Here is a 22,685-nt window from a genome sequence, read left to right as displayed (position 1 = left end):
GTTACCGAAGTGTCGTCGTCGCCGCTCAACGCGGCGCGACGACGACCCGCCCCGTCACATCGACGAGACCGACCTTCCCGTCACGGCTGAACACGCGCCAGTTCGCATGTTGGCCATCTTCAACGCGTGAAATCGCGAGTGTCCACATCTCGAGCGAAACGTCGCGCGTACTCGTTGGGACTCACGCCCATACGTCTTATGAACGCCTTTCGCAGCACATCGACGCTGCGATAACCGCATTGACGTGCGATCTCCTCGATGGATTTCCCTCCCAACTCAAGTGCCCGGCAGGCAGCTTCAAGCCGCATGTCTTCGACATACTTGGCGGGGGTGACATTCAATTCCCGTTTGAACGTGCGGATCAGTGTCCTGACACTGGTCGATAGTCTGTCTGCCAGCATCTCTACCGTAAGATCCGCATGCAGATGCTCGCCGATCCAAAGACACAACTCGTCCATGCTCGAGCTCGATGACCGCTGCGATCGAAGCGCAACGCTGAACTGCGCCTGCCCGCCTGGCCGCCGAAGGAACAGGACCAAAGTCTTCGCGATCTCCAGCGCAACGTCATCTCCCAAGTCTTCGGCTACAAGCGCGAGCGCAAGATCCATCCCCGCAGATGTACCTGCCGACGTATACACGTTGCCATCTTTCACCCAGATAGGCGTCGGATCGACCGCGACTTCGGGGTAACGCTCAGCCAATTGGGCTGCCATACACCAATGCGTTGTGGCTCTACGACCGTCCAATAGTCCCGCATCCGCCAATGCGAATGCGCCGACACAGATTGAGCATACTCGGCGCACCGAAGGTGACTTGGTTCGGATCCACTCGATCGCTGCCGGATCAATGCGCTCGATCGCCCTGAAGCCCGAAGCGACGATCAAGGTGTCGACTGGTTCGTCGGCGCACCGCTCCTGTTCAAGCGTCCTGTGCCCACGTAGTCCGATGCCGCCCTCGCTGTCCAGATACACATCCGCGCTGCAACATACCAACTCGATCGTGTAGGGAGCGGGCCCATCCACCAGCCGGTTCGCAAAGGAAAACACCTCGGCCGGCCCGATGACATCAATCGCCTCCACCGGCGGCAAGCCCAAAAGCACGATTCGCCGGTGCCGTCCCGCCTTAGGCCGCTCATTTGGCTTCGTCCGCTTCCCCATTTTCGCCTCGTCCATGTGCCAGATCGGATCTTGGCACAAATCGACCGAAAATAGTCATTTGCGCCAAATCGGAGGGTCCTAGACTGAAGTCCTCGTCAACGTCACCTTTGCGGAGGACACGTGCACACACCGGTCACTATCGGGGGCGTTACCCCCCCGGATTCAGCCCTCACCCGGAAAGCGGTATCGCTCGTCGAACGGGTCCATTCAACAGTACTGCTTAATCACTTGCACAGGACATGGTGGTTTGCGGAACTCATCGCCAAACGGCGGGGCCTGTCGTACGACCGCGAGCTTGTCTATCTCGCCGCAATTCTGCACGACCTCAGCCTCTCCGACGAGTTCGCCGCAGATCAGCGCTTCGAGGTTGATAGCGCAGACGCTGCCAACCGGTTCCTGCTCGACAACGACTACCCGAAATCCAAGGCCGAGCTTGTCTGGGATGCAATCGCGCTTCACACGTCCTCAGGAATCGTCGATCGCAAGCAGCCCGAGATCGCACTGATCAACGTCGGCGCCTATGCCGACCTGTTCGGGCTTCGACTGGATGAAATCACGCCATCCCTGATTGATGACGTGCTCGCGCTCTACCCCAGGATCGGACTGAAGGCCGCGTTTACGGAAGCGCTCGCTGAAGTCGTCAGGAAAAAGCCTCATACCGCTATCAACACCGGATTGGTCGATATTGGACATCGCCATGTTCATGGCTTCAACTGCACGAACCTCTGCGACCTCATCGACAACGCTCCATTCGAAAGCTAAGAGACGCTGGCGTCGTTTCATTCGGCACACCAGGAGGCCGTCCGTGCAACAGATATTTGTCGAGCTCTACAACTACGGCCCGGCCTGGGCCCAATGCGCCGCCAATGAGCGGGCGGACTACATTAAAAAAATCATCGACTCGGTGAGCGAAATGAAGGCATCCGGCATCGATGTCATCGCCTATGGCAAGAATGCCCGCGAGACGGATCGTCGTGCGCCGTACGATTTCTTTTGTGTCTATCGCGTGCCGAGTGTCGAGTTTCAACGCGAAGTCGAGCGCCGAATTGCTGCCTCCGGCTGGTACGACTTCTTCGAGCAGGTGAATGTCAGCGGGCCCGCAGAGGATTATTCGGAGGTGCTGCTGGACAACGCCAGGTTGGTTCGTCCGGAATAGCACCTCGACGTCGAGGTGTGGCTGACAGCGCGGTTCAAACGGCATGCAAGCCAAATCGGACCGCATCCACAAGCAAACCAGGCAGCGAGATGACAATGGATATTCAATCAAACGGCATCCGAATTCGCATCAGCGACAAGGGACACGGCGACCTCGCGCTGGTGTTTCTGCATTACTACGGTGGATCGTCGCGTACCTGGCAGTTCGTCACGAACGAACTGTCGGACAGTTTTCGAACGGTGGCGACCGATCACCGCGGCTGGGGGTATTCCGACGCCCCGGAAACGGGCTATACGATTGGCGACCTGGCGGACGATGCGCAAGGCGTGATCGAAGCGCTGGATTTGAAACGCTACGTACTGGTCGGTCATTCGATGGGCGGCAAGACTGCGCAGCTGTTGGCCTCGCGTCAGTTGCCGGGCCTGGAGGGTGTGGTGCTCGTGGCACCGTCGCCGCCATCGCCGATGCCGGTGCCCGATGAGCAACGTGCCGCCATGGTGGGCGCTTATGCGTCGCGTGAATCGATCGGCTGGGTGCTGGATAACGTCCTGACCGCCGTATCACTGCCACCGGAGCGTCGCGAGCAAGTGATTGAAGACAGTCTGCGCGGCGCGCCGCAAGCCAAGGCCGCATGGCCCAATGTGGCCATGCGCGAGGACATTAGCGCTGATGTGGTTGCCATCGACGTACCGGTGCTGGTGGTCTCCGGCGAGCTGGACAAGGTCGATCCAGTGGAAACACTCCGCGCTGAACTGCTTCCGAGAATTGTCGGTGCGCACCTCGAGGTGCTGCCGGGCATCGGCCACTTGTCACCGCTGGAGGCACCGTCTGCCGTTGCAGCGGCCATTCGGCGGTTTGCCGCTGCACTATGACGCGGTGTCCTCGAACCCCATTCGCCCGGGGTCTGCGATGAAACACTCAACGCGCGCTGCGCATCACCACTTGCACGCGGCCAAGCGACAACACATGGCGCGAGGCGGCGACACCACCACACGCCGCCCTAGATTGCCTGGTAGCCGCCTCGAATCCACTCGAGGATCGCCGCTGCGTATTCGTCCGCACGGTCCTCCCAGGTGAAGTGACCGCAGTCGAGCAGCAGCGAGCGCGTTCGGGGCAATGCCCGGTTCAAGACTTCGGCGTTTTCAGGCGGCACCAGTGGATCGTGTGCACCCCAAATGCTTAGAACAGGGGTGCGAATGCCGGGAAGCGCGGATCGCAGGATTGGAAGATCGGCCGGATACGCACGGACATAGGCCATCGCCTCGACGAACCGACGTCCGGCCGACGATGCCTGATAATCCTTCAGTATCTGAGGTTCCGGTTTCACCTTCATCAACTGGTCGATCGCACCGAGCGCAATCACATCACCGCTGCTCGCTTCGAAAGGGGCTGTCGATGGCGCGTCGATCAAATCCTTCAACGTACCCTCTGCGAGTGCGGCGTCGGTAGCACCGCTCCCCACCACCAGGCTCTCGAACAAGTCGGGGTGCGCGTTCGCCGCGAAGAGAAGCGCGGAGGTACCCACATCGGGGCCGATGGCATGAACACGGTCGAGGCCCAGCGCGGACAGAAATTTCGGAATGAACGTCCCCATTGCGCGAGGCGACATCAACTGCGGTCGGCCTTCCGATTGCCCGAAGCCAGGGAGGTCAACGGCAATGAGGGAAGCCTCGGATTCGAGGATCGGCCAAACCCGGTCGAAGGCATGGAGACTTTCCGGCCAGGGGCTCGTAAGCACCAACGGAATTCCGTCGCTGACTCGGTGCCGTCGAAAGCGGATCTTCAGGCCATCGACTTCGATGAACTCCACGCTACCCATAGCAATCGATTTCGTCATGTCAATATCCGGCCGTCGACTTGAAGCCCAATGCTTCCGGGTTGGAAACGGCAGCGCTCACTCGGTCGCCGCAGCCCGATGCAAACTCTCGCGCACACCAAAGTCTTGTCCGTCCGCTCAGAACATCGTGTTCGCGTTGTTCGCGCTCTCCGGTACCGGCTGCAGCACGTCCCAGTGCTCGACAATCTTGCCGTCTGCATTGAAGCGGAAGATGTCGACACCCGCGGTTTCCTTTCCGCCCCAGTCCAGATACCGCACATGAACAAAAGCGAGGTCGCCATCGATCGCGATGCGTTTGACCTCGCACGGCACCTTGCCGACCTGCTTGATGTAGCCGGCAATAAAGTCGGTGCCATCCGGAAACAGGGGGTTGTGCTGGATGTACGGACCGGCGACCAAGCCGGGCAACAGCTCCGACTCGCCTTGATTGAAGATTCGTTCGTAGACGGTGCTGATGGCTGCTGCCATGCGTTCTCGATTCATGATCTCGCCTTTCGGTTTTGGGTGCCTCGTATTGAAGCAGCTGACGGCAAGACCATCCATATCGATACATCACCATTTCATACCATTTCGTCTCACCTGCTATGATGAGTTCATGGAAGCTTTGAATGGTTGGTTGAAGGCGATCCGCGCGGATGGCATGGTGCTGGTGCGTACGCGCGTGGCAGGGCCATGGGGGTTCGCGGTGCCTCGTCGCAACGCCGCGGTGTTTCATTTCGCAGCGGAAGGACATGCGTTCGTGCGTCAACCTGGGGCGGAGACCCTGGAATTGCAAACGGGTGAATTGATGCTATTTCCGCTCGGTGGCGCGCATGAAGTCGTCCATTCGAAGCGAGGCAAGGCCATTCCGCTCGATACATTTCTTGCCAGACGCGACGGTGTCGTTGACCCCGATCCCAAGGCCACCACGCTCATTTGCGGCCAGTTCAATATCGATCAGCACCTTGCGCTCCCTGCGTTGCGGGCACTACCCGACGCCGTGCTCCTGCGCGCCGGGATGGAACCGGGAAGTTCTCCTCTGAGCGATACATTGCGCCTGCTTCGCAACGAAGTCGAGACACCCAACTTTGGCAACCACATCGTGGTGCGGAATCTTCTTTCGTCCTTGTTCGTTTACCTGATGCGCGAATGGGTTGAAACGGCCTCGCCGACAGATAACGCCTGGTTTTCGGCTCTGCGTTCTCCGCAAATGGCCCGGGTCCTTGCACGGATGCATGAAGCACCGGAGCGCGCCTGGACTCTCGCTGAACTGGCCAAAGAAGCCAGCTTGTCGCGAGCGGCGTTCGCCCGCAACTTCTGCGCGTTGGTGGGCGAACCACCCCATCAGTATCTGACGCGTTGGCGCATGGGCATTGCCGCGCAACTGCTGGAGGAAACCGAGATGCGCCTCGGAGAGATTGCGGCGCGGGTCGGCTATGGATCGGAATTTTCATTCAGCCGTGCCTTCAAGTCGGCACGCGGCGTCTCTCCGACTCAGTACCGGCGCTCGCCGCAAGGATAAATGCCCTCTGGGCAGCATGACCCTCGGACACCCGCGTTCCAGGCGCACTGCGTGCTCCCGGACTTCCGGGGAAACGTTCCAGAACATCGACAGGCCGCTGTCGCGCACCGGCCTGTTCGACTGGTTGAGGCTCTTCCGCTAAGCGTGCCGCCGGCGTGCGCGCCGGCCGCCCGTGTTACCGAAACGTTGCCGCCGCTCAACGCGGCGCGACGACGACCCGCCCCGTCACATCGACGAGACCGACCTTCCCGTCACGTTGCGCGAGAAACGCGTCGCGCTCGGGCGACCAGTCGAGCGACGTCCATTCGGGCCACGCGCGCCACTGCCCGTCGCGGCCGAGCAGGCCCCAGTGCTCGCCCTCGCATACGGCCACGGCCTCGCCCCGCACGAACTCCTGCGCGTCGTCGAAGCGCGGCGCGATGATCCACGCGCCGTTCGTGTCGACGAAGCCCCAGCGGCCGCCCACGCTCGCGGACGCCAGCCCGTCGACGAATTCGCCGAAATCGTCGAGCGACGGTTCGAGCACCCACGCGCCGTCCGCGCGCACGAGCCCGAAGCGCTCGCCGACGCGCACGCATGCAATGTCGTCCGTGAAATCCCACACCGCGTCGAACGCCGGTTCGCGCACGATCCGCTCGCCGGCATCGTCGGCGAGCAGCAAGCCGACCCGCCCGTCGCGCGCAACCCAGAACAACCGGTCATCGCGCGCGCCGCTGGCCCACAGGCTCGTCCATTCGGGCGGCACGATCACCTCCCACGCGTCGTCGTTTTCGCGCCGAACGCCCCACAGGCCGTTGCGCCCGCGAAAGCTGAACGTGTCGAAGCCGAGCCAGTTGCCGTGCCGCTCGCCGGCGTCGAACATCGCGGCGAACGTCACGCCGCGCGGCGGGTCCTGGCGAGCGAAGTAGTGATGCGACATGCAGCCGAAACCGAAACCCCACGCCCAGTCGCGCCAGTCGGCCGGCGTGTCGATCTCGAGCGCATCCCGCACGCCGCGCACGTCGCGGAAGTCCATGCAGTTCGCGACACGCCACCACAGGCGCGTGCAGGTCTCACGCTCCTGATCGATGTAGGCGTCCGGATCGCTGTCGTCGAGCCACGACAGCTCGTCGAGATTCGCGGAAAACCGCGGCGCGCCATGCGCATCGCCGAGCGCGTCGATCGACTCGCCGAGATGGCGCACGAGCGCATCGAACTGGCGCGCGAGCGCCGGATCGTCATCGGGCAGCGGATGCGCGACGACGAACGACGCGAGCCGGCCGATGCGCGCCTGCGCCGCGCGCGCGTCGCTGGCGAGATTCGGCGTGCCCGCGTCGCCGAATACACGCTGATCGGCAATCGCGTCGCCCGCGCCGCCGTCGGCGAGCAACACGCGCCACAGCAGCGGGAAGTGGTTCTTGGTCTCCGCGAACTCGATCGTCCACGCGTCGTCTCCGTCGCCGGCCTGGAGATAGAGCCATGCTCGATTGCCCATCGGAAGGATCGCCCTTGTCGTTGTGTTGCCGTGTCGTGTCGATTCGATTTGTCTTCTGGATGTCCGGCGCGACAGCGCACGGCGGGCAGCGACACGACCGGTCGCCACCGGACGCCAATATAGCGAACGCGGGCGGCGCGTGCCAGCGGGCACGGGCGTATGCGACGTGCAGGGAAACGGAAAGATAGTGAAATCGCGGCGTGCCGAACTAGTCCACCCGGACGAAGCCGGCCCGCCACGCGCCGCGCACCATCGTCGTCATCGCCCAACGATGACGGAACCCGCATGACCCACAGCGCAGTCGACATCGCGAACCTGCTGTACCGCTACGCGGAGCGGCTCGACGCCGGCGACCTGCCGGGCGTCGCCGAACTGTTCCGGCACGCGCGCATCAAGACGCAGGAAGACGCGCCGACGATCGGCGCGGATGAACTGCTCGCGCTGTTCGACGCGAGCGTGAAGCGCTACCCGTGCGGCACGCCGCGCACGAAGCATGTCGTCACCAATCCGATCATCGAGATCGATGAAGCCGCGCATCGCGCGACGGCACGTTCGTACTACACGGTGCTGCAAGCCATCGACGGGCTCGCGCTGCAGCCGATCGCCGCGGGCCGCTATCACGACGCGTTCGAACGCGTCGACGGCGTGTGGCGCTTTGCGTTCCGCGACTACACGCTGTTCGATTTCGCGGGCGACCTGAGCCATCACTTGAACATTCCGGCGCCCGGCTGACGACGAAAACGCGTTCAGCCCGCGGCGAGCGTGCCGGCCAGCACGTCGAACTCCGGCGCCCACGCGGCGCGCCACGCGGCCTTCGTCGTGTCGTCCACCCACGCGCCGTCGATCCCGTTCAGCATGAACTGCTTCAGCTCGGCGACCGTGAAGCCGAAATGGCTGAACATCAACTCCCACGCTTCGCTCGGATTGACCTTGTGCAGCGTCGGATCGTCGGTGTTCGGATGAATCTTCAGCCCGAGGCCCGGCATCTTGCGCATCGGGTGCAGCTCGGCCCATTGCTCCGGCGGCAGCGTGCGCAGATAGTACGAATTCGTCGGCACGACGGTGAAGACGATCCCGCGTTCCGCATAGCGTGCACACAGCTCCGGGTTGTCGACGATCGTATAACCGTGATCAATGCGATCGATCTGCAGCAGGTCGACGGCCGTCTCGACGTTGCGCCACGGCATCCCGAACTCGCCCGCATGCGCGGTCGTGCGGAAGCCGGCCGCCCGCGCATCGCGGTAAGCCTTCCAGAACAGTTCCGGCGGCCGGTCGTTCTCGCGATAGTCGATCCCGAGCCCCGCCACTTCGTCCGCGCGATGCGCCTTCATCCATTCGACGATCGCGACCGCCTCGTCGGGATCCTGTTCGCGGTCGATGCTCGGGATCAGGCGAGCGCCGATCCCGAAGTCGCGCGCGGCGTCGCGAATTGCCGTCACGATCGCGGCCTGCGCATCCGCATACGCGATGCCCGATACGCGCACCGTGCCGGTCGGATTCCAGAAGAACTCCGCATGCCGTACGTTGTGCGCGGCCGCGTCCTCCAGATACTCGTATGCGATCCGCCGCAGGTCGTCGGGCTGCGTGAGCAGATACTTGTCGAGCGCGCGCAGCACGTGCAGCACGCCGACCGGCTTCTCGCCGCGCGCATAGAACGCATCGATCTCCGCGCGCTCGATCGGCGCGCCACTGCGTTCCGCAAGCGCGACGAACGTGTCGTGCCGCACCGCGCCGAGCAGGTGGCAATGCAGCTCGACCTTCGGCAGCGCGTGGAAAAATGCCCGGTGGGCCGGCGTGATGTCGATGCCCGTGCGCGCGGCCGGGACGTTACCTGGTGTTCCCTTCATGTCTGTCTCTTTGGGTAGTGCAGTTGCGTCGCGAAAGCCGTCTCTCAGTGCGGCTTCACGACGGTCCAGAAGTAATAGCCGAGCGGAATCGCGAGCACGACGAGCCCCCACGACACGTCGCGCCAGCGGCCGGCCAGCAGCTTGACGAGCACGTAGCACAGCAGCCCGCCCGCAATGCCGGTGCCGAAGCTGTTCGACATCAGCGTGAGCAGCACCATCGACATCACGGGCAGCGCATCGGTGAAGTCGTCGAAATGCGTATGACGGATCGTCGCGAACATCGACAGCCCGATCAGGATCAGTGCCGGCGCGGTGGCCTCCTTCGGGATCGCGAGCGCGACCGGCACGAACAGCAGCATCGCGGCGAACAGCACGGCCGCCGCCAGCGACGACAGCCCGCTGCGGCCGCCGGCCTCGACGCCCGCCGCCGATTCGATCAGCGCGGTCAGCGCGGGGATGCCGAGCACGGGCCCGAGCGTCGCAGCCAGCGAATCGACGAGGAACGGCCGGTTGATGTTCGGCAAGTTCCCCTGTTCGTCGAGCAGGTTCGCCTTCGCGCCGACCGCCAGTGCGGTGCCGAGCGTCGAGAAGAATTCCGCCGCGAAGAATGCGAACAGGTACGGCGCGGCCGCCAGGCTCAACGCGCTGCGCAGGTCGAGCTTGAACGCGATCGGCGCGATGCTGTGCGGCAGCGACACGAACGACGCGGGCAGGTGCGTGACGCCGAGCGGCACGCCGGCCGCGGCCGCGACGAGAATCGCGATCAGGATCGCGCCAGGCACCTTGCGCGCCTGCAGCACGATCGCGACCGCCAGGCCGATCAGCGCGACGAGTGCGCCCGGTCGCGAGAAGTCGCCGAGCGCGAACGCGTTGGTCTTCGCGTTCGCGACGACCATCCCCGCGTTGCGCAGCCCGAGCATCGTCACGAACAGCCCGATCGACGCGCCGAGCCCGAGCTTGATCTGCACCGGAATCAGCCGCACCACGACGCCGCGCGCACCGAGGATCGTCAGCAGGAAGAACAGCACGCCCGACACGCACGCGATGCCGAGGCCCGTCTGCCAGCCGACGTGTTCCGTCGTCGCAAGCGTCACGCCGATGATCACCGAACCGCCGATGCCGGGGCCGACGAGGAACGGCAGGTTCGCATAGAGCCCCATCAGCGTCGTGAACAGCACGAACACGATGATCGTCGCGGTCGTCGCCGCGCCGCGCTCCATGCCGCCCGTCGCGAGCAGCGACGGGATCACGACGAGCAGGTACGCGGCCGCGAGAAACGACGTGACGCCCGCGATCGTCTCGGTGCGCACGCTCGTGCCGCGCGCGGCGAGCGCGAAGCGGCGTTCGAGCCAGTTGGCCGGCGCTCGCGCCGGCATCGTGTCAGTCGCTGACATGGTGGTTCTCCTGTGATTCCGAATATTGTCCTGTGTCGGTTCGCGCAGCGCGGTCTTATACTGCCGCGTACCGCTTCCCGACCGTTATTGCCCGATGTCGTCAGACCGCTCGTCGCTGCTGCCCGCGCTCACGCTGCGGCAGGTCCAGCACTTCGTCGTGCTCGCGCATGCACGCAGCTTCACGCAGGCCGCGCAGGCGCTGTCGCTCACGCAGCCCGCGCTCACCGCGTCGATCCGCCAGATCGAATTCCTGCTCGGCGGGCGCCTGTTCGCGCGTTCCGCGCACCGGCTCACGCTGACGACCGCCGGCGAAGCCGTGCTGCCGCTCGCCGAACGGCTGCTCAACCAGGCGCGCGGCACCTTCGACGACATGACGCGGCTGATCGGCGAACGCATCCAGACCGTGCGGATCGCGTTCATCCCGTCGGTCGCGGGCCGCCTCTTGCCCGCGCTCAACGCGCTGCGCGGCGCACACCCGACGCTGCGCTTCACGCTTACCGACCTGCCGAACAGCGCGCTCGTCGAAGCGGTGCGCGACAGCGTCGCGGATCTCGGCATCGGCGTGCGCGAACCGGACAGCGACGACGGCACGCTGCGCTACCGGCAGCTCTTCGAGGACGAGATCGTGATCGTCGTGCGGCACGACGATCCGCTCGCCCGCGCGAAGAGCGTCACGTGGGCGAAGCTCGTCGATCGCGAACTGGCCGTGTTCGTGCGCGGCAGCGTCAGCGAATCGCTGCATCGCACCGGCGGCGCCGAGAAGCTGCGCCTGAACGTCACGTACCGGATGGAATACACCGAGCCGCTCTACGCGCTCGCACGCAACGGCCTCGCGACCGCCGTGCTGCCGAGCCTCTACACGATGCATCTGCACGATCCCGAACTCGTCGCGCTGCGCGTCGACAAACCGCGCGTCACGCGCGCGATCTCGCTGATCTCGCTCGCCGGCGACGATCGCGGCCCGCACGTGCGCGCGTGCCGCGAGTGGATCGCGAAGCACATCTGATTCCGTTCGCCGCGCGACGTCGCGCTCAGGGCAGCTTCGCGATGCGCTCGACGAGCGTCGCGTAGAAGCGGTCCGCATCAACCTCGTTGATCCACGTGGCATTCGCCGCGCGGCCGCTGCGGCCGTTCCAGTCGACGATCGTCTCGCCGAGCGTCCACTGCCCGCTCGTCTCGACCACCACGTTCACCTTGCGTCCGCCGAACATCGTCGGATCGACGAGATAACCGACCGCGGTCGGGTCGTACATCGGCCCGTCGTCGACGCCGCGCCGCTTCTTGTTGTATGCCAGCTCGGCCGTCATGATGTCCGCGACGATCGCGCCGCAGCGGTTGCCGAGCGCGCGGAACGGCGCGACGCGCGCCGGCGTGATCTGCGCCTTCACCGCGACGTCGCGTGGCAGCACGACGATCGGCACGCCGCTGCCGAACACCACGTCGGCCGCCTGCGGATCGACGTAGATGTTGAACTCGGCGGCCGGCGTGATGTTGCCGCGCTCGAAGAACGCGCCGCCCATCAGCACGATTTCGCGCAGCGCGCCGCGAATCTGCGGCGCTTCGATCAGCGCGGTCGCGATGTTCGTCAGCGGGCCGAGCGCGCACAGCGTCACGCTGTTCGGCGCGGCGCGGCTCAGCGTATCGACGAGGTACGACACCGCGTGACCGGTCGCGAGCGGCGCGCGCGGCTCATGCAGTTCGACGCCTTCGAGCCCGGTCTTGCCGTGCACGTTCGCCGCCGTCACGAGTTCACGCGCGAGCGGGCGCGGGCAGCCCGCATAAACGGGCAGCGTTTTCGTGCGGCCGGCCCAGTCGCGGATGATCCGCGCATTGCGCTCGGTCAGGTCGAGCGGCACGTTGCCCGCGACGGCGGTCAGCGCGCGGACGTCGAGCCGGTCCTGCGCGCCGAGTGCGAACAGGATCGCGATAGCGTCGTCCTGCCCCGGGTCGGTATCGATGATCACCGTGCGGCGCGCGGTGTCGCCGCCGGCCGCGAACGCGCCCGTTTCGGGCAGCAGTGCGGTGCCGGCCAGCGCGGCGGACAGTTTCAGGAAGGTGCGGCGGGATGCGATCGGGTGGGTCATTGTCGGGTTCAGAAAACGTGCCGGACGCCGAGCGTCGCCATCATCTGGCGCGTGCTGGTCGAGCGCGCGTACGCGAAGATCTGCGCATGGTCCGCGTCGCCGGCCGCCTGCTGCGCGATCACCGTCAGCGCGACGTCGGTGCGTTTCGACAGGAAGTAATCGGCCTGCAGGTTCACCTGGTGCCATTTCGGACGCTTGTCGATCACGTCGTACTTGCCGTTCGTGAACGCATACGCGGCGCCGAGAAAGAGCTGCGGCGTCATCGTGTAGACGACGTTCACGCCGAGGTTCTGCAGGTGCAGGTGCGAATTGTCGAGGTAATCGTAGCGTACGTCGGTAAACATCGCCGCGAACTGCGCGCGGCCGATCGTGTAGAAGCCGCCGTTGCCCGCGATCCGCTGCCGGCTCGCGTACGCCGCCGGCGACATCGCGCTCTTGCTGAAGATCAGCAGCGGCGACGCATAGTCGTTCGCGATCGCGCCGTCCTGGTTCGTGCCGCTGTACGGATGGTTGTACTGCGCATAGACCGCGCTCCAGCGCAGCGGGCCCTGCTCGTAGCCGAGCCCGAAGCTGTATGCGCTGTTGTTCGCGAAGCCCGTCGCGTTGCTGAAGCCGTACAGCGCGGTGAACTTCAGGCCGTAATAGACGGGGCTCACGTACTTCACCGAGTTCTGCACGCGGATGTCGTTGTAGCCGTTGTCGTTGTCGCCGATGTTCACGCCGTTGCTCGCGATGATCACGGGCCCGATGTAGTCGTGGATCGCGTCGTACTGGCGGCCGAACGTCAGCGAGCCGTAGGTGCGGTCGGCGAGGCCGACGTAGGCCATGCGCCCGAATTCGCGGCCGTTCTGCGCGGCCGTGCCCGTCATCACGTTGAAGCCGTTCTCGAGCTGGAAGATCGCGGACAGCCCCTGCCCGAGATCCTCCTTGCCCTTCAGCCCCCAGCGCGGGTTCTGGTTCGTGCCGGACAGCGCCTGCCAGGCATTCTTGCCGCCCTGGTTGGTCGCGAACCCGACGCCGGCCGAGATGAGCCCGTACAGCGTGATGCTGCTTTGCGCACAGGCATGGGTCGCGAAGGCGCCGAGCATCGCGAGCGGGGCGAGCTTGTAGAGAGTGTTCATGCGGGTCGTGTGATCGGTGGTGGTCCAGGCGCGGCAGGGTTCCGCGAAACTGGACTCGACTATACGAACCCGGCTCGGATAATAAAAGTTTGCTTTTCTTATGTATCAATAAAACGGATTTATTCTCATCCTTGCACCTCCCGCCCCCGGCGGACCAGCCGTCAGTCCGCCGTATCGCCGCCCCTCGGCAGCTTCGACCACGCCTTGCGTCCCGGCATCGGCGACCAGGCCGGGCGGGTCTTGCGTGCGCTGTCGATCACGACCAGATAGCGACCCGCGATCGGCGTGATGTCGCGATCGCGACGCAGCACCCACAGCGACTTGCCGGCTTCGACGCGCGCCTGGTAGTCGTCGTCGAGCAGCCCGTGCCGGTCGAAGAACGTGTTCAGCGACGCAGGAATCCGCACGCACCCCTTCGAGTGCCGGATGCCGAGCAGCGATTCGAGGCGGTCGGGGTCGGTCGCATGCATCTGGAAGCGCATCGGCGACACGCCGCCCTTGCCCCAGCCACGTTCGCCGTCTTCCCAGCCGAAGTCGTAGATGCGCATGTCGCGGTGGCCGTAGCCGCGAATGCCGTTCTCGTTCGTCGTGCCTTCCGCGCGGAAATCCATGTTGTCGGGCGAGTGATGGAACACCCCGAGCGGCGTCAGGAAATGGTCGTACTTGCCCGGCAGCCCGGTGCCGACCGGCGATGCGCCGATCATCAGCCACGCATTGGCCGGCGTCGCGCGGAAGTAGATGAAAAGCGCCTGCACGTTCGACGAGCGGTCGACCATCGCGACGTATTCGCCGGCCAGGTCGCCGAGATCCGCGTCGGCGAGCGCCTTCTGGAGCCGTGCGCCGTATGCGCGCTGCTCGCTCATGGGCACGTTCAGGCGCCGCGTGACTTCCTGCGTGAAGCGCTTGCGCATGTCGATCGCGCGTGCTGTCGCGTTTTTCGCTTCCTCGGCCGACAGCGGCGGATGCCGGCGTGGCGGGGTTGGCGCGGGTGCCTCGGCCTCGCTGGCCGGTACGGCGGACGCGGCCGACGCAGGCTCTGCGGCGGATGCGGCAGAAGCCGCCGACTCAGGCGCTGCGGTGGACGCGGCAGAAGCCACCGACGCGCCCGATGCCGCGCTGGCGGGCCCCGCATGATGCGCATGCGATGCCGCGGGCGCGGGCTGCGCGGCCGATGCGGCCGACGATGCATGCGCGGGTGACGCCGGATGCACACGGGAAGCTGCAGGCGCGGACGGCGCGACTGCTGAGGATGACGTAGCAGCGGACGACGGTACGTCGGACGCGGCAAGGGCAGGCCGCCCAGCGAGAACGGAGATTGGCAGTGCGACAGCGAGCCAAACATACATGGCGACTGCGCGGGTCAGGCAACGCGGCTTCGCAAATTGCCGCGTCAGATTGGAAAGCATCATACGTTCGAAGCCATCGGCCGATCCGGCCGTCGCATGTTGCTGTTGCGAACGGCGCATCTTCCGCGCGAGCCATCGACACGTCCGGCGCATCGCGTGCGCCCGGCGCCGACGCCTCTTCGCGGCGGAGCCGTTCGCTGATGCAACGCGTGCGGTCCAATGGCGGCTAATGAGTCGTCAGGCCTTTCATTTTACGCGTCCGGGCAATAATCTGCAGCGGTGAAAGCCGTGGCTTTCCGGTGGATTTGCGCTTCGTCACGCTTTGTTTCAACTCGTTGCCGCTCGCTTTGTCGTTGCGTGGCAATCTTGTTTGTTGGGCGCTTCTGGCGTGTGACGGGATGCGAGCCGTGGACTTGTATGTTTCATGACGAAGCGATGTTCTCACCGAATCGATTCGCATCCCAAATCATTTTCGATGCAGCTTTTGCTCCGTGCGATCGCATCGCACGCGTGCCGCACGAACCCTGCGACACGCGTGTACAGCCATCGACTACCTGGAGATGGTTTCGAGCGCGATGCCCTTCGTGCGCGGCCCCATGAGCCCGATCGCGGCCATCACGATCGCCATCGCGCCTGCGATGAACGCGAACACGCCGAAGGTGCCGAAGCCCTTCAGCACGGCCGCGATCGCGAACGACGAGAAGATCGCCGAGAAGCGGCTCCACGAATAGACGAAGCCGACGGCCCGTGCGCGGATCGACGTCGGGAACAGTTCGGCCTGATACGCGTGGAAGCTGTACGACATGATGTTGCTCGCGAGCGTGAGGCCGATGCCGAGCACGATCAGGAATGCGCCCACCGTCGTCTGGCTGAACAGCAGCCCGCAGACGACGATCGCCGCCGCCATCGCGACGATCACCGACTTGCGCTCGAAGCGGTCGGCGATCAAGAGGCCGATCAGCGGGCCGATCGGCGCCGCGAGCGCGATCACGCTCGAATACATCAGGCTCGACGTGATCGTGATGCCTTGCTTGATCAGCAACGTCGGCACCCAGTTCGCGAAGCCGTAGAAGCCGACCGTCTGGAACACGTTGAAGATCGTCATCATGATCGTGCGGCTGCGATACGGCGGCACCCACATGTCGCGGAAGCTGCCGCGCGGCGGCACGGGCTCGGCGGGTGCGGGCGGCGGCAGCGGCCGCCCGTATTCGGCTTCGACCTTCGCCTCGAGCGCGCGCATGATGCGATCGGCTTCGTCGACCCGGCCCTGCTGCGCGAGCCAGCGCGGGCTTTCCGGCAGTTCGCGGCGAATCCACCAGACGAAGAGCGCGCCGTGCGCGCCGATCAGCACGACCCAACGCCAGCCGTCGAGACCGAACGGCGCGTACGGCACGAGCAGGTAAGCCAGGAACGCGACCACCGGCACCGCGACGAACCCGACCGCCTGCTCGCACGCGAATGCGCGGCCGCGGATCTGCTTCGGCACGAGCTCGGAGATGTACGTGCCGATCGTCACCATCTCGACGCCGAGGCCGAGCCCGACGACGAAGCGCCAGAAGTTCAGCCCGGCCGCGGTGTCCTGGAACGCCATCACGACGTTGGCGGCCGTGTACCACAGCAGCGACCACGTGAAGATCGCACGGCGGCCGAAGCGGTCGGCGAGGAAGCCGCATGCAATCGTCCCGATGAACAGCCCGGAGAACAGCGCGGCGATGAAGCTCGCGACGCCGGTGGTGCCGAACAGGCCGTGCGTCGTCGCCGACAGGATGCCGCTTTTCACGAGGCCGGGCGCGACGTAGCCGCTGTAGAGCAGATCGTAGAGTTCGAAGAAGAAGCCGAGGCTCAGCAGGATGACGAGCTTCCAGACGGTGCGGGTGGGTGGCAGACGGTCGAGGCGGGCCGAGATGGAGCCGGGGTCGATCGCCGCAGGGCGGGAGGCGCCCGCTGCGGCGAGCGGGTCGGGCTGGGTGGATGCCATGGCGGCGAGTCTCCGGATTCTTGATTGTCTTGGCGCTACCAGCGGGGAGTTGGCGAGCGGCTTCGCGCATTTTAGCGAGGCGTGGGCCTGAGCACATCAATCGGTTGATGCGCTGTGGTACGGCAGAATGCGTAGCAGCGGCTGCGATCGAGTTGGCTCCGCTACGGCTGGCAAACAGCGCAAAACGTCAAACAGGCTTCGCCGCTGGCCAGTCGACGCTCTCCGCATCCAGAAACTCGACTCCCTTGATGCCACGCCTGAGAGCCTCGTCGCGAAAGTCCTTGGAGCAGATCAGCCGGCAGGCGAGGCGGGCTCTCCTGCCAGCTGATTGGGAACAAGCACACGCGATCACGTCGTAACCCCTTGGGTCGAGGATTAGTGAATGAAAAGCAAAGGTTCGCTATCACCCGCCAAGAACCCCAGTAAATTGTCCGGAGACACGGACGCCCAATCAACCTCTTCGATTCCTCTGAATTCGACACCCGCAACAACCTTTCTCTTTACTGCCTCCCGAACAAACTCTTCGGAACAGAATATTGCACTTTGCGCCAAATCCAAATTCTTTATCTTAAAGAAATCAGATTTGAACCCACCCTTAAAATCAACCGACCCAACTATAAAACGGTCCCCGAATTCATTCAACCCAACTATCGAAGATTTATCCAGCACATCCTCCTTATAGATATCAGATCCGAATGATATTATGTGATATTTTTTTTCTGAAATATCCCTCCCTTTCGAATCGACGATAGCTATGGGCCGACTCTCCTGGATGGGAACAGAGAAATCAATCAAGATCTCCAAAAAACCTTGACTGACAATGTGAAACTTCGAATCGCCCCCACTTGACCTGATATCGTAAGAAATGAGCTTGTCACGAGATATCAGAAACATTTCACCCGAGAACATTTCCCCCGGTAAATCCCGATAGTTGTACCAAGGCTTCTCGCCGTAATTCAGATCAAGCACATTTTCAACGAACTTGTCGTAAACAACTCCCTGCATCGCGCCAACCGGACAACCGCGCTCTTTCTTTTCGAGTAATGCGTAATAGCTTGACATATCAACCTCAAGTTAGGCGAACCGGGGTCGCACCCGGCGACATCAACAAAATCCGGCTTGCATTTTGCAACTGAGAAATTTTATCGCGCGCCTGTGCCGCATCAATAGCACCGCGCTTGAACGCAGATTCGATACGATCAACCTGCAAGTTGACTCCGGCTGAATATATTGTATGAGGACCACAGTGATAAAATTTTCGCTTCATCGATTTGGCTTTTTGTTCACTATCAGGCATGAGCAAACCGTTCTCTTTGGAGTCACGCTTTCCCTTCATCCCAATGTCGTCGAAAAATGCCTGATGCTTCCCCCATATTTCCTCCGGAATCAAATGATGCGCCTGCATGTGATCGCCGGTCACTCCACTCAGATTGCGATTCAAGGTAGAACTACATAGTCCTCGGGGATCGGCCCACTGGATAGGATTGGGTGCGTATTGGAAAGGGTTGATGCCACCTGCAAGGCCAATCGGATCCTCGCTGATGAACCGCCCAGTCTCCTGATCATAGTATCGGTTGCGGTTATACCTCAGCCCCGTCTCGGCATCCTCCTGCTGCCCCTGAAACCGAATCGGGTTCCTCGGCTCCACACCCGCCGACTTCGATACCCGCGCAATCACCTCCCGCGCTTCGCCCCAGGCTCGATACGACGCCTCCCATACCACCTCTCCCACATCGTCCGTCATCAGCAACGGCGTACCGATCTGGTCACAGTGGTAGTAAAACAAATGCGCGTCCGACTGTCTTTCCGGCATACGTTGCAGCGGATCCTTCTCCGGCTCATACGGCTCGCCCTCCTGCCACACCGGCGTCTGAATCCCGGCAACCGGTTGCGCCGTCACATATTGGGCAAGCGGAACGAACGACTTCGGCTCGTACACGTACTGCGTCGCACCGGCTTCGCCGCTTTCGTAGGCAAGCTGGTCACCGTCCCAACCGAACACCGTCCGCACGCCGTCCACGTCCTTGCCGATCCGGCGCCCGAACGGATCGTAAAAATACCGGGCCTCATGCTGCCGCACAGTCTCCTCGACACGCGCCACGCTCAACCGGTTGAATCCGTCCCACTCGTATTCCTGCCGACCTGACGGGGAACGTTTCCCAATCAGATTCCCCCGCGCGTCGTATTCGAAGTGGGTGCCCGCATATTCCTTCAACAGATTCCCGAGCACTCGCGGTACTTCCCGCGGCAGCGTGCTGTCCACGCTGTCCGGCACCACCGGGCTTGCTTTAACCGGTCCCGAAGTACGTGCGTGCCGGGGACTGCCGTGATCAATGATGTTGCTTGCCGGGTCAAAGGCGAAAGTCTCTGTACCAAGCGGCCCGATCGCCGCGATGAGCCGACCAACAGGGTCATAACGATAGTTGACCAGCCCCTTGCGGCTGTCTTCGATATGCTCGAGCTGCCCCACGGCATCGTACCGATACCGACGCTCGGCCAACGCGGCCGGCGCATTCGATCGCCGAACGGCCTGCCGGGTGACTCGACCGGCCGGATCATATTGCGTCTGCTGCGCCACCTTGCTCGACAGTGTCCGCCCAGTTTCGCGGTGCAGATCGTCTCGCTCGAACTGAATTCGCTCCTCGCCATCGAGCATGAGCCCGTGCACGTGACCTGAACCGTAGATCAGCCAGTCCAGCGCGTGACCATCGGGGCGGACGGTCTTGACCTGCGTGCCGATTTCATCGAATTCGTGATGCCATAGGTAGCTGCGCGACTCACCGAACAACCGGTAAGCATGATGTTCGCGCACCAGGTTCCCGACCGGATCGAAGAACATCTGTATCAGGCTGTGACTGTTGCGCGCCTCGATGAGTCGCCCACTGGCGTCGTACGCGAATCTCTCTTTGCTCGCGCCCGATGCCCGGCATACGATGCGGCCGGCCTGATCGAATTCGAGTTCGGTCACCTGCCCGCCCTCGTCGATCTTCACCGGCTGCAGCGTGCCCTCGTTGTATCCGTATGTCGTCCGCTTGCCGTCGAAACCGATCTCTTCCAGCAACCGCCCGGCTGGATCATAGTGAAATTGATAGGTCGCGCGATTCGCATCGGTCAATGCAGTCAAACGACCGAGGCGGTCGTAACGGTAAGCGAGCGTGTATCCGAGCGCGTCGACGCGGCTTGCCACGCGCCCAGCGACGTCGTAAGAAAAACGCGTAACGCGCTCCATCGGATCGGTATGGGACAGCAGACGGCCTTCGGCATCATGCGTGTATCGATAAATGCCTGCTGGAGACGAGATTTCGCTGACCGCCCCATTCTTGCCATATTGGTAAACCGTGGCAATGCCCGCCGCATCGATCGACTGCACGAGTCTCCCGTCGCCGTCATAGCGCCACTTCGTCGCCTTGCCCGAACAGTCGGTGTACTGAAGCAATTGCCCGGCTTCGTCGTAGACGAGCGACTTCGTGCCGCCCTTGGCGTCGACCATCTTGATCGGCATGCCGCTGGCGTTGTACGCGTACTTCGTCTCATGCCCGAGCGGGTCCTTCTGCACCACCAGATTACCTGCGTCGTCGTACGAACGCTCCCAGACGTACCCCTCGGGATCCTTGAGCCGAACGAGTTGATCGCGCTCGTCGTAGCCCATCTCGGCAACCGCCCCACCGACGCGAACATGCTTCGTCATGTTCCCGCGCGCGTCGTACTCCATCTCCTCGATGCCGCCGTCGCGATGAACATGCATCACTAGGTTGTTGTCCTGGTCGCGCCGCATCCACTCCTCGGTTCCATCCGGATATGCAACCCGGTACATGTAGCCGCGGATGTTGTAGTAGTAGCGCGTAACGTTGCCGAGCGCATCCGTCACATAGGTCAACCGGATATTCGGATGCCACATCAGGCGAATGTCGTGACTGCCGTCATCGGCATATTCGCGCACGCACCGCGCATTGGTGTTGTCGTCGCGCTCAGCCCCTTCCCACTCGAGGTTCATGCCGCGGCCGGTGCGATCCGTATAGCGAGTAATCAAATGACGGTCGTACGCATACTGGCGCGCGTTCCCGTAACGATCCGCTGCACGCACGAGATCGCCGTTTTCATCGTACTGGTACTGGGCAAGCGTGATGCGCGTATTCGCGTCGACGATCTGCTCGATCGTTGCGATACGTCCGCGGCTGTCGTGACGAAACGCGAGCGTATGACCAGCCGAGCTGACGAGCCGCGCCAGACGATTCGCATCGTCGTAATCGAGCGCGATCGTATTTCCCGCGCGATCCTTCTGCAATGCGAGGCGGAACGAATCGCCGCACTTCTCGTAGACGTGCAGCAAATTGTGCCCATACGCGACAGTCACCCACGTGTCGTCGAGCCGGCTCAGCGTCAGGCCTTCCACGCGGTCGTCGTGAACAGCACCTGCCGCGAGCGCCGGATAGTCGATATTGCGGCCGGTGGCATCGCTGAAGATCCACTGGCCGCCCCGAACGTCGATACGCGTCATGTACGGCGACAGCCAGCGCGCGCCCAGTTCGCCGGCGTCGAATCCGGCCAGCCGGGACCGGTAGACCCGCATCCAAACGACGGGCATGGCACCCGGCAATTCAAAATCGGTATGGGAAAACGTCTCATCACCGAACGAATAGCTGATCGACCCACCCGATGCCCCAAGTCCGCACTCGTCGCAATGATCGACACCGGCGCCCTTCGCTTTCGCCTCTTTCTTTGTCGCTGCGAGCGGTACCTGCTGCCGCCGGGCCTCGACTTCCGTCGTGCCCTGCGATTTGACCGATCCGGCCCGCATCGCTTCGCGCTTGTGCCGCAGCGCATTGATCAGCTTCAGCAGCAGCCACATCAGCTTGCCTTCGTCGCTGCCCTTCAGTTCATTGATCTTGCCGACCACCACCGGAGCCAGCGTGCGCAACGACGCGGCCAACTGGCGAATCGGTGCGACGTACCGCTCGGGGACGAGCCCCGCCATCGTGCTGCCCGCGGAGTTGACATTGCTCTTGCCGAGCGCCACCCCGGACTCGGACAGATATCCCCAGGCCCCCGTCACCAGATCCGCGCTGAACCATCCGCTTTTCTTCATCTGCTGCCGGTATTCGGCAGCCTTCCGTTTGTTCTCTGCCGGATCGAACAGCTTGCCGGCCACCACTGCATCGATACCGTCAGCCAGACCCGTGAAGATCTCCTGCGCCTTCGCCGCACAGTTGTCGATCAGTTCATCGACCACGCCCTGCAGCTTCGTCAGGAAATCCTCGATCTCGGTCGAGCACGAAGCCTGTATGTGCGTGACGACGATCGACACGATCGCGGCGCCGATGTCGCGCTTGTGAATCAGGAGTTCGTTGCGAATCAGCGCCAGCAGCGGCCGTGCCGTGAGGCGCATCGGCGCCAGGACGGGCGGAAACGGAATCACGCCGATCAGGTTGATCGCCAGTCCGAGATAGTCGAGCAGTTCGCCGCCGCGCTTGCGGATGATCGAGACGATGTCGGTGAGGGCATCGGCCAGCGCCATGAGGTTGTTGAGGATCGGAATCATGCTGGCCACCGTCGCCAGCCGATCGACGTTCACGTAGCCATTCGTCACGCTGATAAGCCATGCGTTGAAGCCTTCGCCGGACGCGACGACGTCGTCCGGATGAACATCGGTCAGCCACGGTGTGGCCTGTTCGTGCTCCGCGCCAGGAGGAAGTTTTTGATCAGCCATGCTCTCAGGATTCTTCTCGTTATACGTTTTTCGGCGCGCGGCGGCCGTTCCCCTCTTCTCGTGTCTCGGACGGCCGGCCAGCG

General features: G+C 63.4%; 18 protein-coding genes. 6 read left to right on the top strand and 12 right to left on the bottom strand.

The annotated features are described in order from the left end of the window. Positions 1-119: 119 nt before the first annotated feature. Positions 120-1,172 carry a GlxA family transcriptional regulator gene (locus tag ACTRWB_RS35575; RefSeq protein WP_446904634.1) on the bottom strand — a complete coding sequence of 351 codons (1,053 nt, stop codon included), beginning with the start codon at positions 1,170-1,172 and terminating at the stop codon, positions 120-122. A gap of 105 nt (positions 1,173-1,277) precedes the next feature. On the opposite strand from ACTRWB_RS35575, the gene ACTRWB_RS35570 reads away from it, so the two are divergent. From ACTRWB_RS35570 to ACTRWB_RS35560, 3 genes are all read left to right on the top strand, one after another. Beyond that, positions 1,278-1,919, top strand: a complete 642-nt coding sequence (locus ACTRWB_RS35570; RefSeq protein ID WP_446904633.1) for an HD domain-containing protein — start codon at positions 1,278-1,280, stop codon at positions 1,917-1,919. A gap of 43 nt (positions 1,920-1,962) precedes the next feature. Further along, positions 1,963-2,313 (top strand): DUF6616 family protein, encoded by a 351-nt coding sequence (locus ACTRWB_RS35565; protein WP_446904632.1) that lies wholly within the window; start codon positions 1,963-1,965, stop codon positions 2,311-2,313. 95 nt (positions 2,314-2,408) lie between these two features. Further along, positions 2,409-3,185, top strand: a complete 777-nt coding sequence (locus tag ACTRWB_RS35560; protein WP_446904631.1) for an alpha/beta fold hydrolase — start codon at positions 2,409-2,411, stop codon at positions 3,183-3,185. Between the two features lie 128 nt (positions 3,186-3,313). On the opposite strand, the gene ACTRWB_RS35555 is transcribed toward ACTRWB_RS35560, so the two are convergent. Together ACTRWB_RS35555 and ACTRWB_RS35550 are read right to left on the bottom strand one after the other, a co-directional pair. Further along, the gene (locus tag ACTRWB_RS35555; protein WP_446904630.1) at positions 3,314-4,150 is read right to left on the bottom strand and encodes an alpha/beta fold hydrolase; all 837 of its coding nucleotides are present in this window, start codon (positions 4,148-4,150) and stop codon (positions 3,314-3,316) included. A gap of 117 nt (positions 4,151-4,267) precedes the next feature. Next, the gene (locus ACTRWB_RS35550) at positions 4,268-4,618 is read right to left on the bottom strand and encodes a nuclear transport factor 2 family protein (protein ID WP_446904629.1); all 351 of its coding nucleotides are present in this window, start codon (positions 4,616-4,618) and stop codon (positions 4,268-4,270) included. Positions 4,619-4,745: 127 nt separating this feature from the next. On the opposite strand from ACTRWB_RS35550, the gene ACTRWB_RS35545 reads away from it, so the two are divergent. Next, the gene (locus ACTRWB_RS35545) at positions 4,746-5,651 is read left to right on the top strand and encodes an AraC family transcriptional regulator (protein WP_446904628.1); all 906 of its coding nucleotides are present in this window, start codon (positions 4,746-4,748) and stop codon (positions 5,649-5,651) included. 196 nt (positions 5,652-5,847) lie between these two features. Here the strand turns inward: ACTRWB_RS35545 and ACTRWB_RS35540 are convergent, their stop codons facing one another. Then, positions 5,848-7,125: a WG repeat-containing protein gene (locus ACTRWB_RS35540; protein WP_446904627.1), complete on the bottom strand. Its 1,278-nt coding sequence runs from the start codon at positions 7,123-7,125 to the stop codon at positions 5,848-5,850. 285 nt (positions 7,126-7,410) lie between these two features. On the opposite strand from ACTRWB_RS35540, the gene ACTRWB_RS35535 reads away from it, so the two are divergent. Then, on the top strand, positions 7,411-7,857 hold the full coding sequence (locus tag ACTRWB_RS35535) for a nuclear transport factor 2 family protein (protein WP_446904626.1): 447 nt from the start codon (positions 7,411-7,413) through the stop codon (positions 7,855-7,857). Between the two features lie 14 nt (positions 7,858-7,871). On the opposite strand, the gene add is transcribed toward ACTRWB_RS35535, so the two are convergent. Both add and ACTRWB_RS35525 read right to left on the bottom strand, forming a co-directional pair. Continuing rightward, positions 7,872-8,972, bottom strand: coding sequence for an adenosine deaminase (gene add / locus ACTRWB_RS35530; protein ID WP_446904625.1), 1,101 nt, complete (start codon positions 8,970-8,972; stop codon positions 7,872-7,874). Between the two features lie 44 nt (positions 8,973-9,016). Next, complete coding sequence (locus tag ACTRWB_RS35525) at positions 9,017-10,366, bottom strand: NCS2 family permease (RefSeq protein WP_129515782.1); 1,350 nt, start codon at positions 10,364-10,366, stop codon at positions 9,017-9,019. 94 nt (positions 10,367-10,460) lie between these two features. On the opposite strand from ACTRWB_RS35525, the gene ACTRWB_RS35520 reads away from it, so the two are divergent. After that, positions 10,461-11,372, top strand: coding sequence for a LysR family transcriptional regulator (locus ACTRWB_RS35520; protein ID WP_193099777.1), 912 nt, complete (start codon positions 10,461-10,463; stop codon positions 11,370-11,372). A 25-nt stretch (positions 11,373-11,397) separates the two neighbouring features. Here the strand turns inward: ACTRWB_RS35520 and ACTRWB_RS35515 are convergent, their stop codons facing one another. The 6 genes from ACTRWB_RS35515 to ACTRWB_RS35490 form a co-directional block, all read right to left on the bottom strand. Next, positions 11,398-12,450 (bottom strand): nucleoside hydrolase, encoded by a 1,053-nt coding sequence (locus ACTRWB_RS35515; protein ID WP_446904624.1) that lies wholly within the window; start codon positions 12,448-12,450, stop codon positions 11,398-11,400. Between the two features lie 8 nt (positions 12,451-12,458). After that, a complete protein-coding gene (locus ACTRWB_RS35510; protein ID WP_446904623.1) occupies positions 12,459-13,571 on the bottom strand; it encodes a porin in 1,113 nt (370 codons plus the stop codon). 161 nt (positions 13,572-13,732) lie between these two features. Next, positions 13,733-15,070 carry a hypothetical protein gene (locus tag ACTRWB_RS35505; protein WP_446904622.1) on the bottom strand — a complete coding sequence of 446 codons (1,338 nt, stop codon included), beginning with the start codon at positions 15,068-15,070 and terminating at the stop codon, positions 13,733-13,735. Positions 15,071-15,467: 397 nt separating this feature from the next. Then, positions 15,468-16,895 (bottom strand): MFS transporter, encoded by a 1,428-nt coding sequence (locus tag ACTRWB_RS35500; protein ID WP_446904621.1) that lies wholly within the window; start codon positions 16,893-16,895, stop codon positions 15,468-15,470. A gap of 375 nt (positions 16,896-17,270) precedes the next feature. Next, positions 17,271-17,957, bottom strand: a complete 687-nt coding sequence (locus ACTRWB_RS35495) for an Imm43 family immunity protein (protein WP_446904620.1) — start codon at positions 17,955-17,957, stop codon at positions 17,271-17,273. A 7-nt stretch (positions 17,958-17,964) separates the two neighbouring features. Next, a complete protein-coding gene (locus ACTRWB_RS35490) occupies positions 17,965-22,602 on the bottom strand; it encodes an RHS repeat-associated core domain-containing protein (protein ID WP_446904619.1) in 4,638 nt (1,545 codons plus the stop codon). Between the last annotated feature and the right edge of the window lie 83 nt (positions 22,603-22,685).

The organism is Burkholderia sp. YIM B11467 (assembly GCF_052952715.1).
The sequence above is the reverse complement of the archived record's forward strand: the minus strand, read 5'-3'. Positions and strand labels throughout refer to the sequence as shown.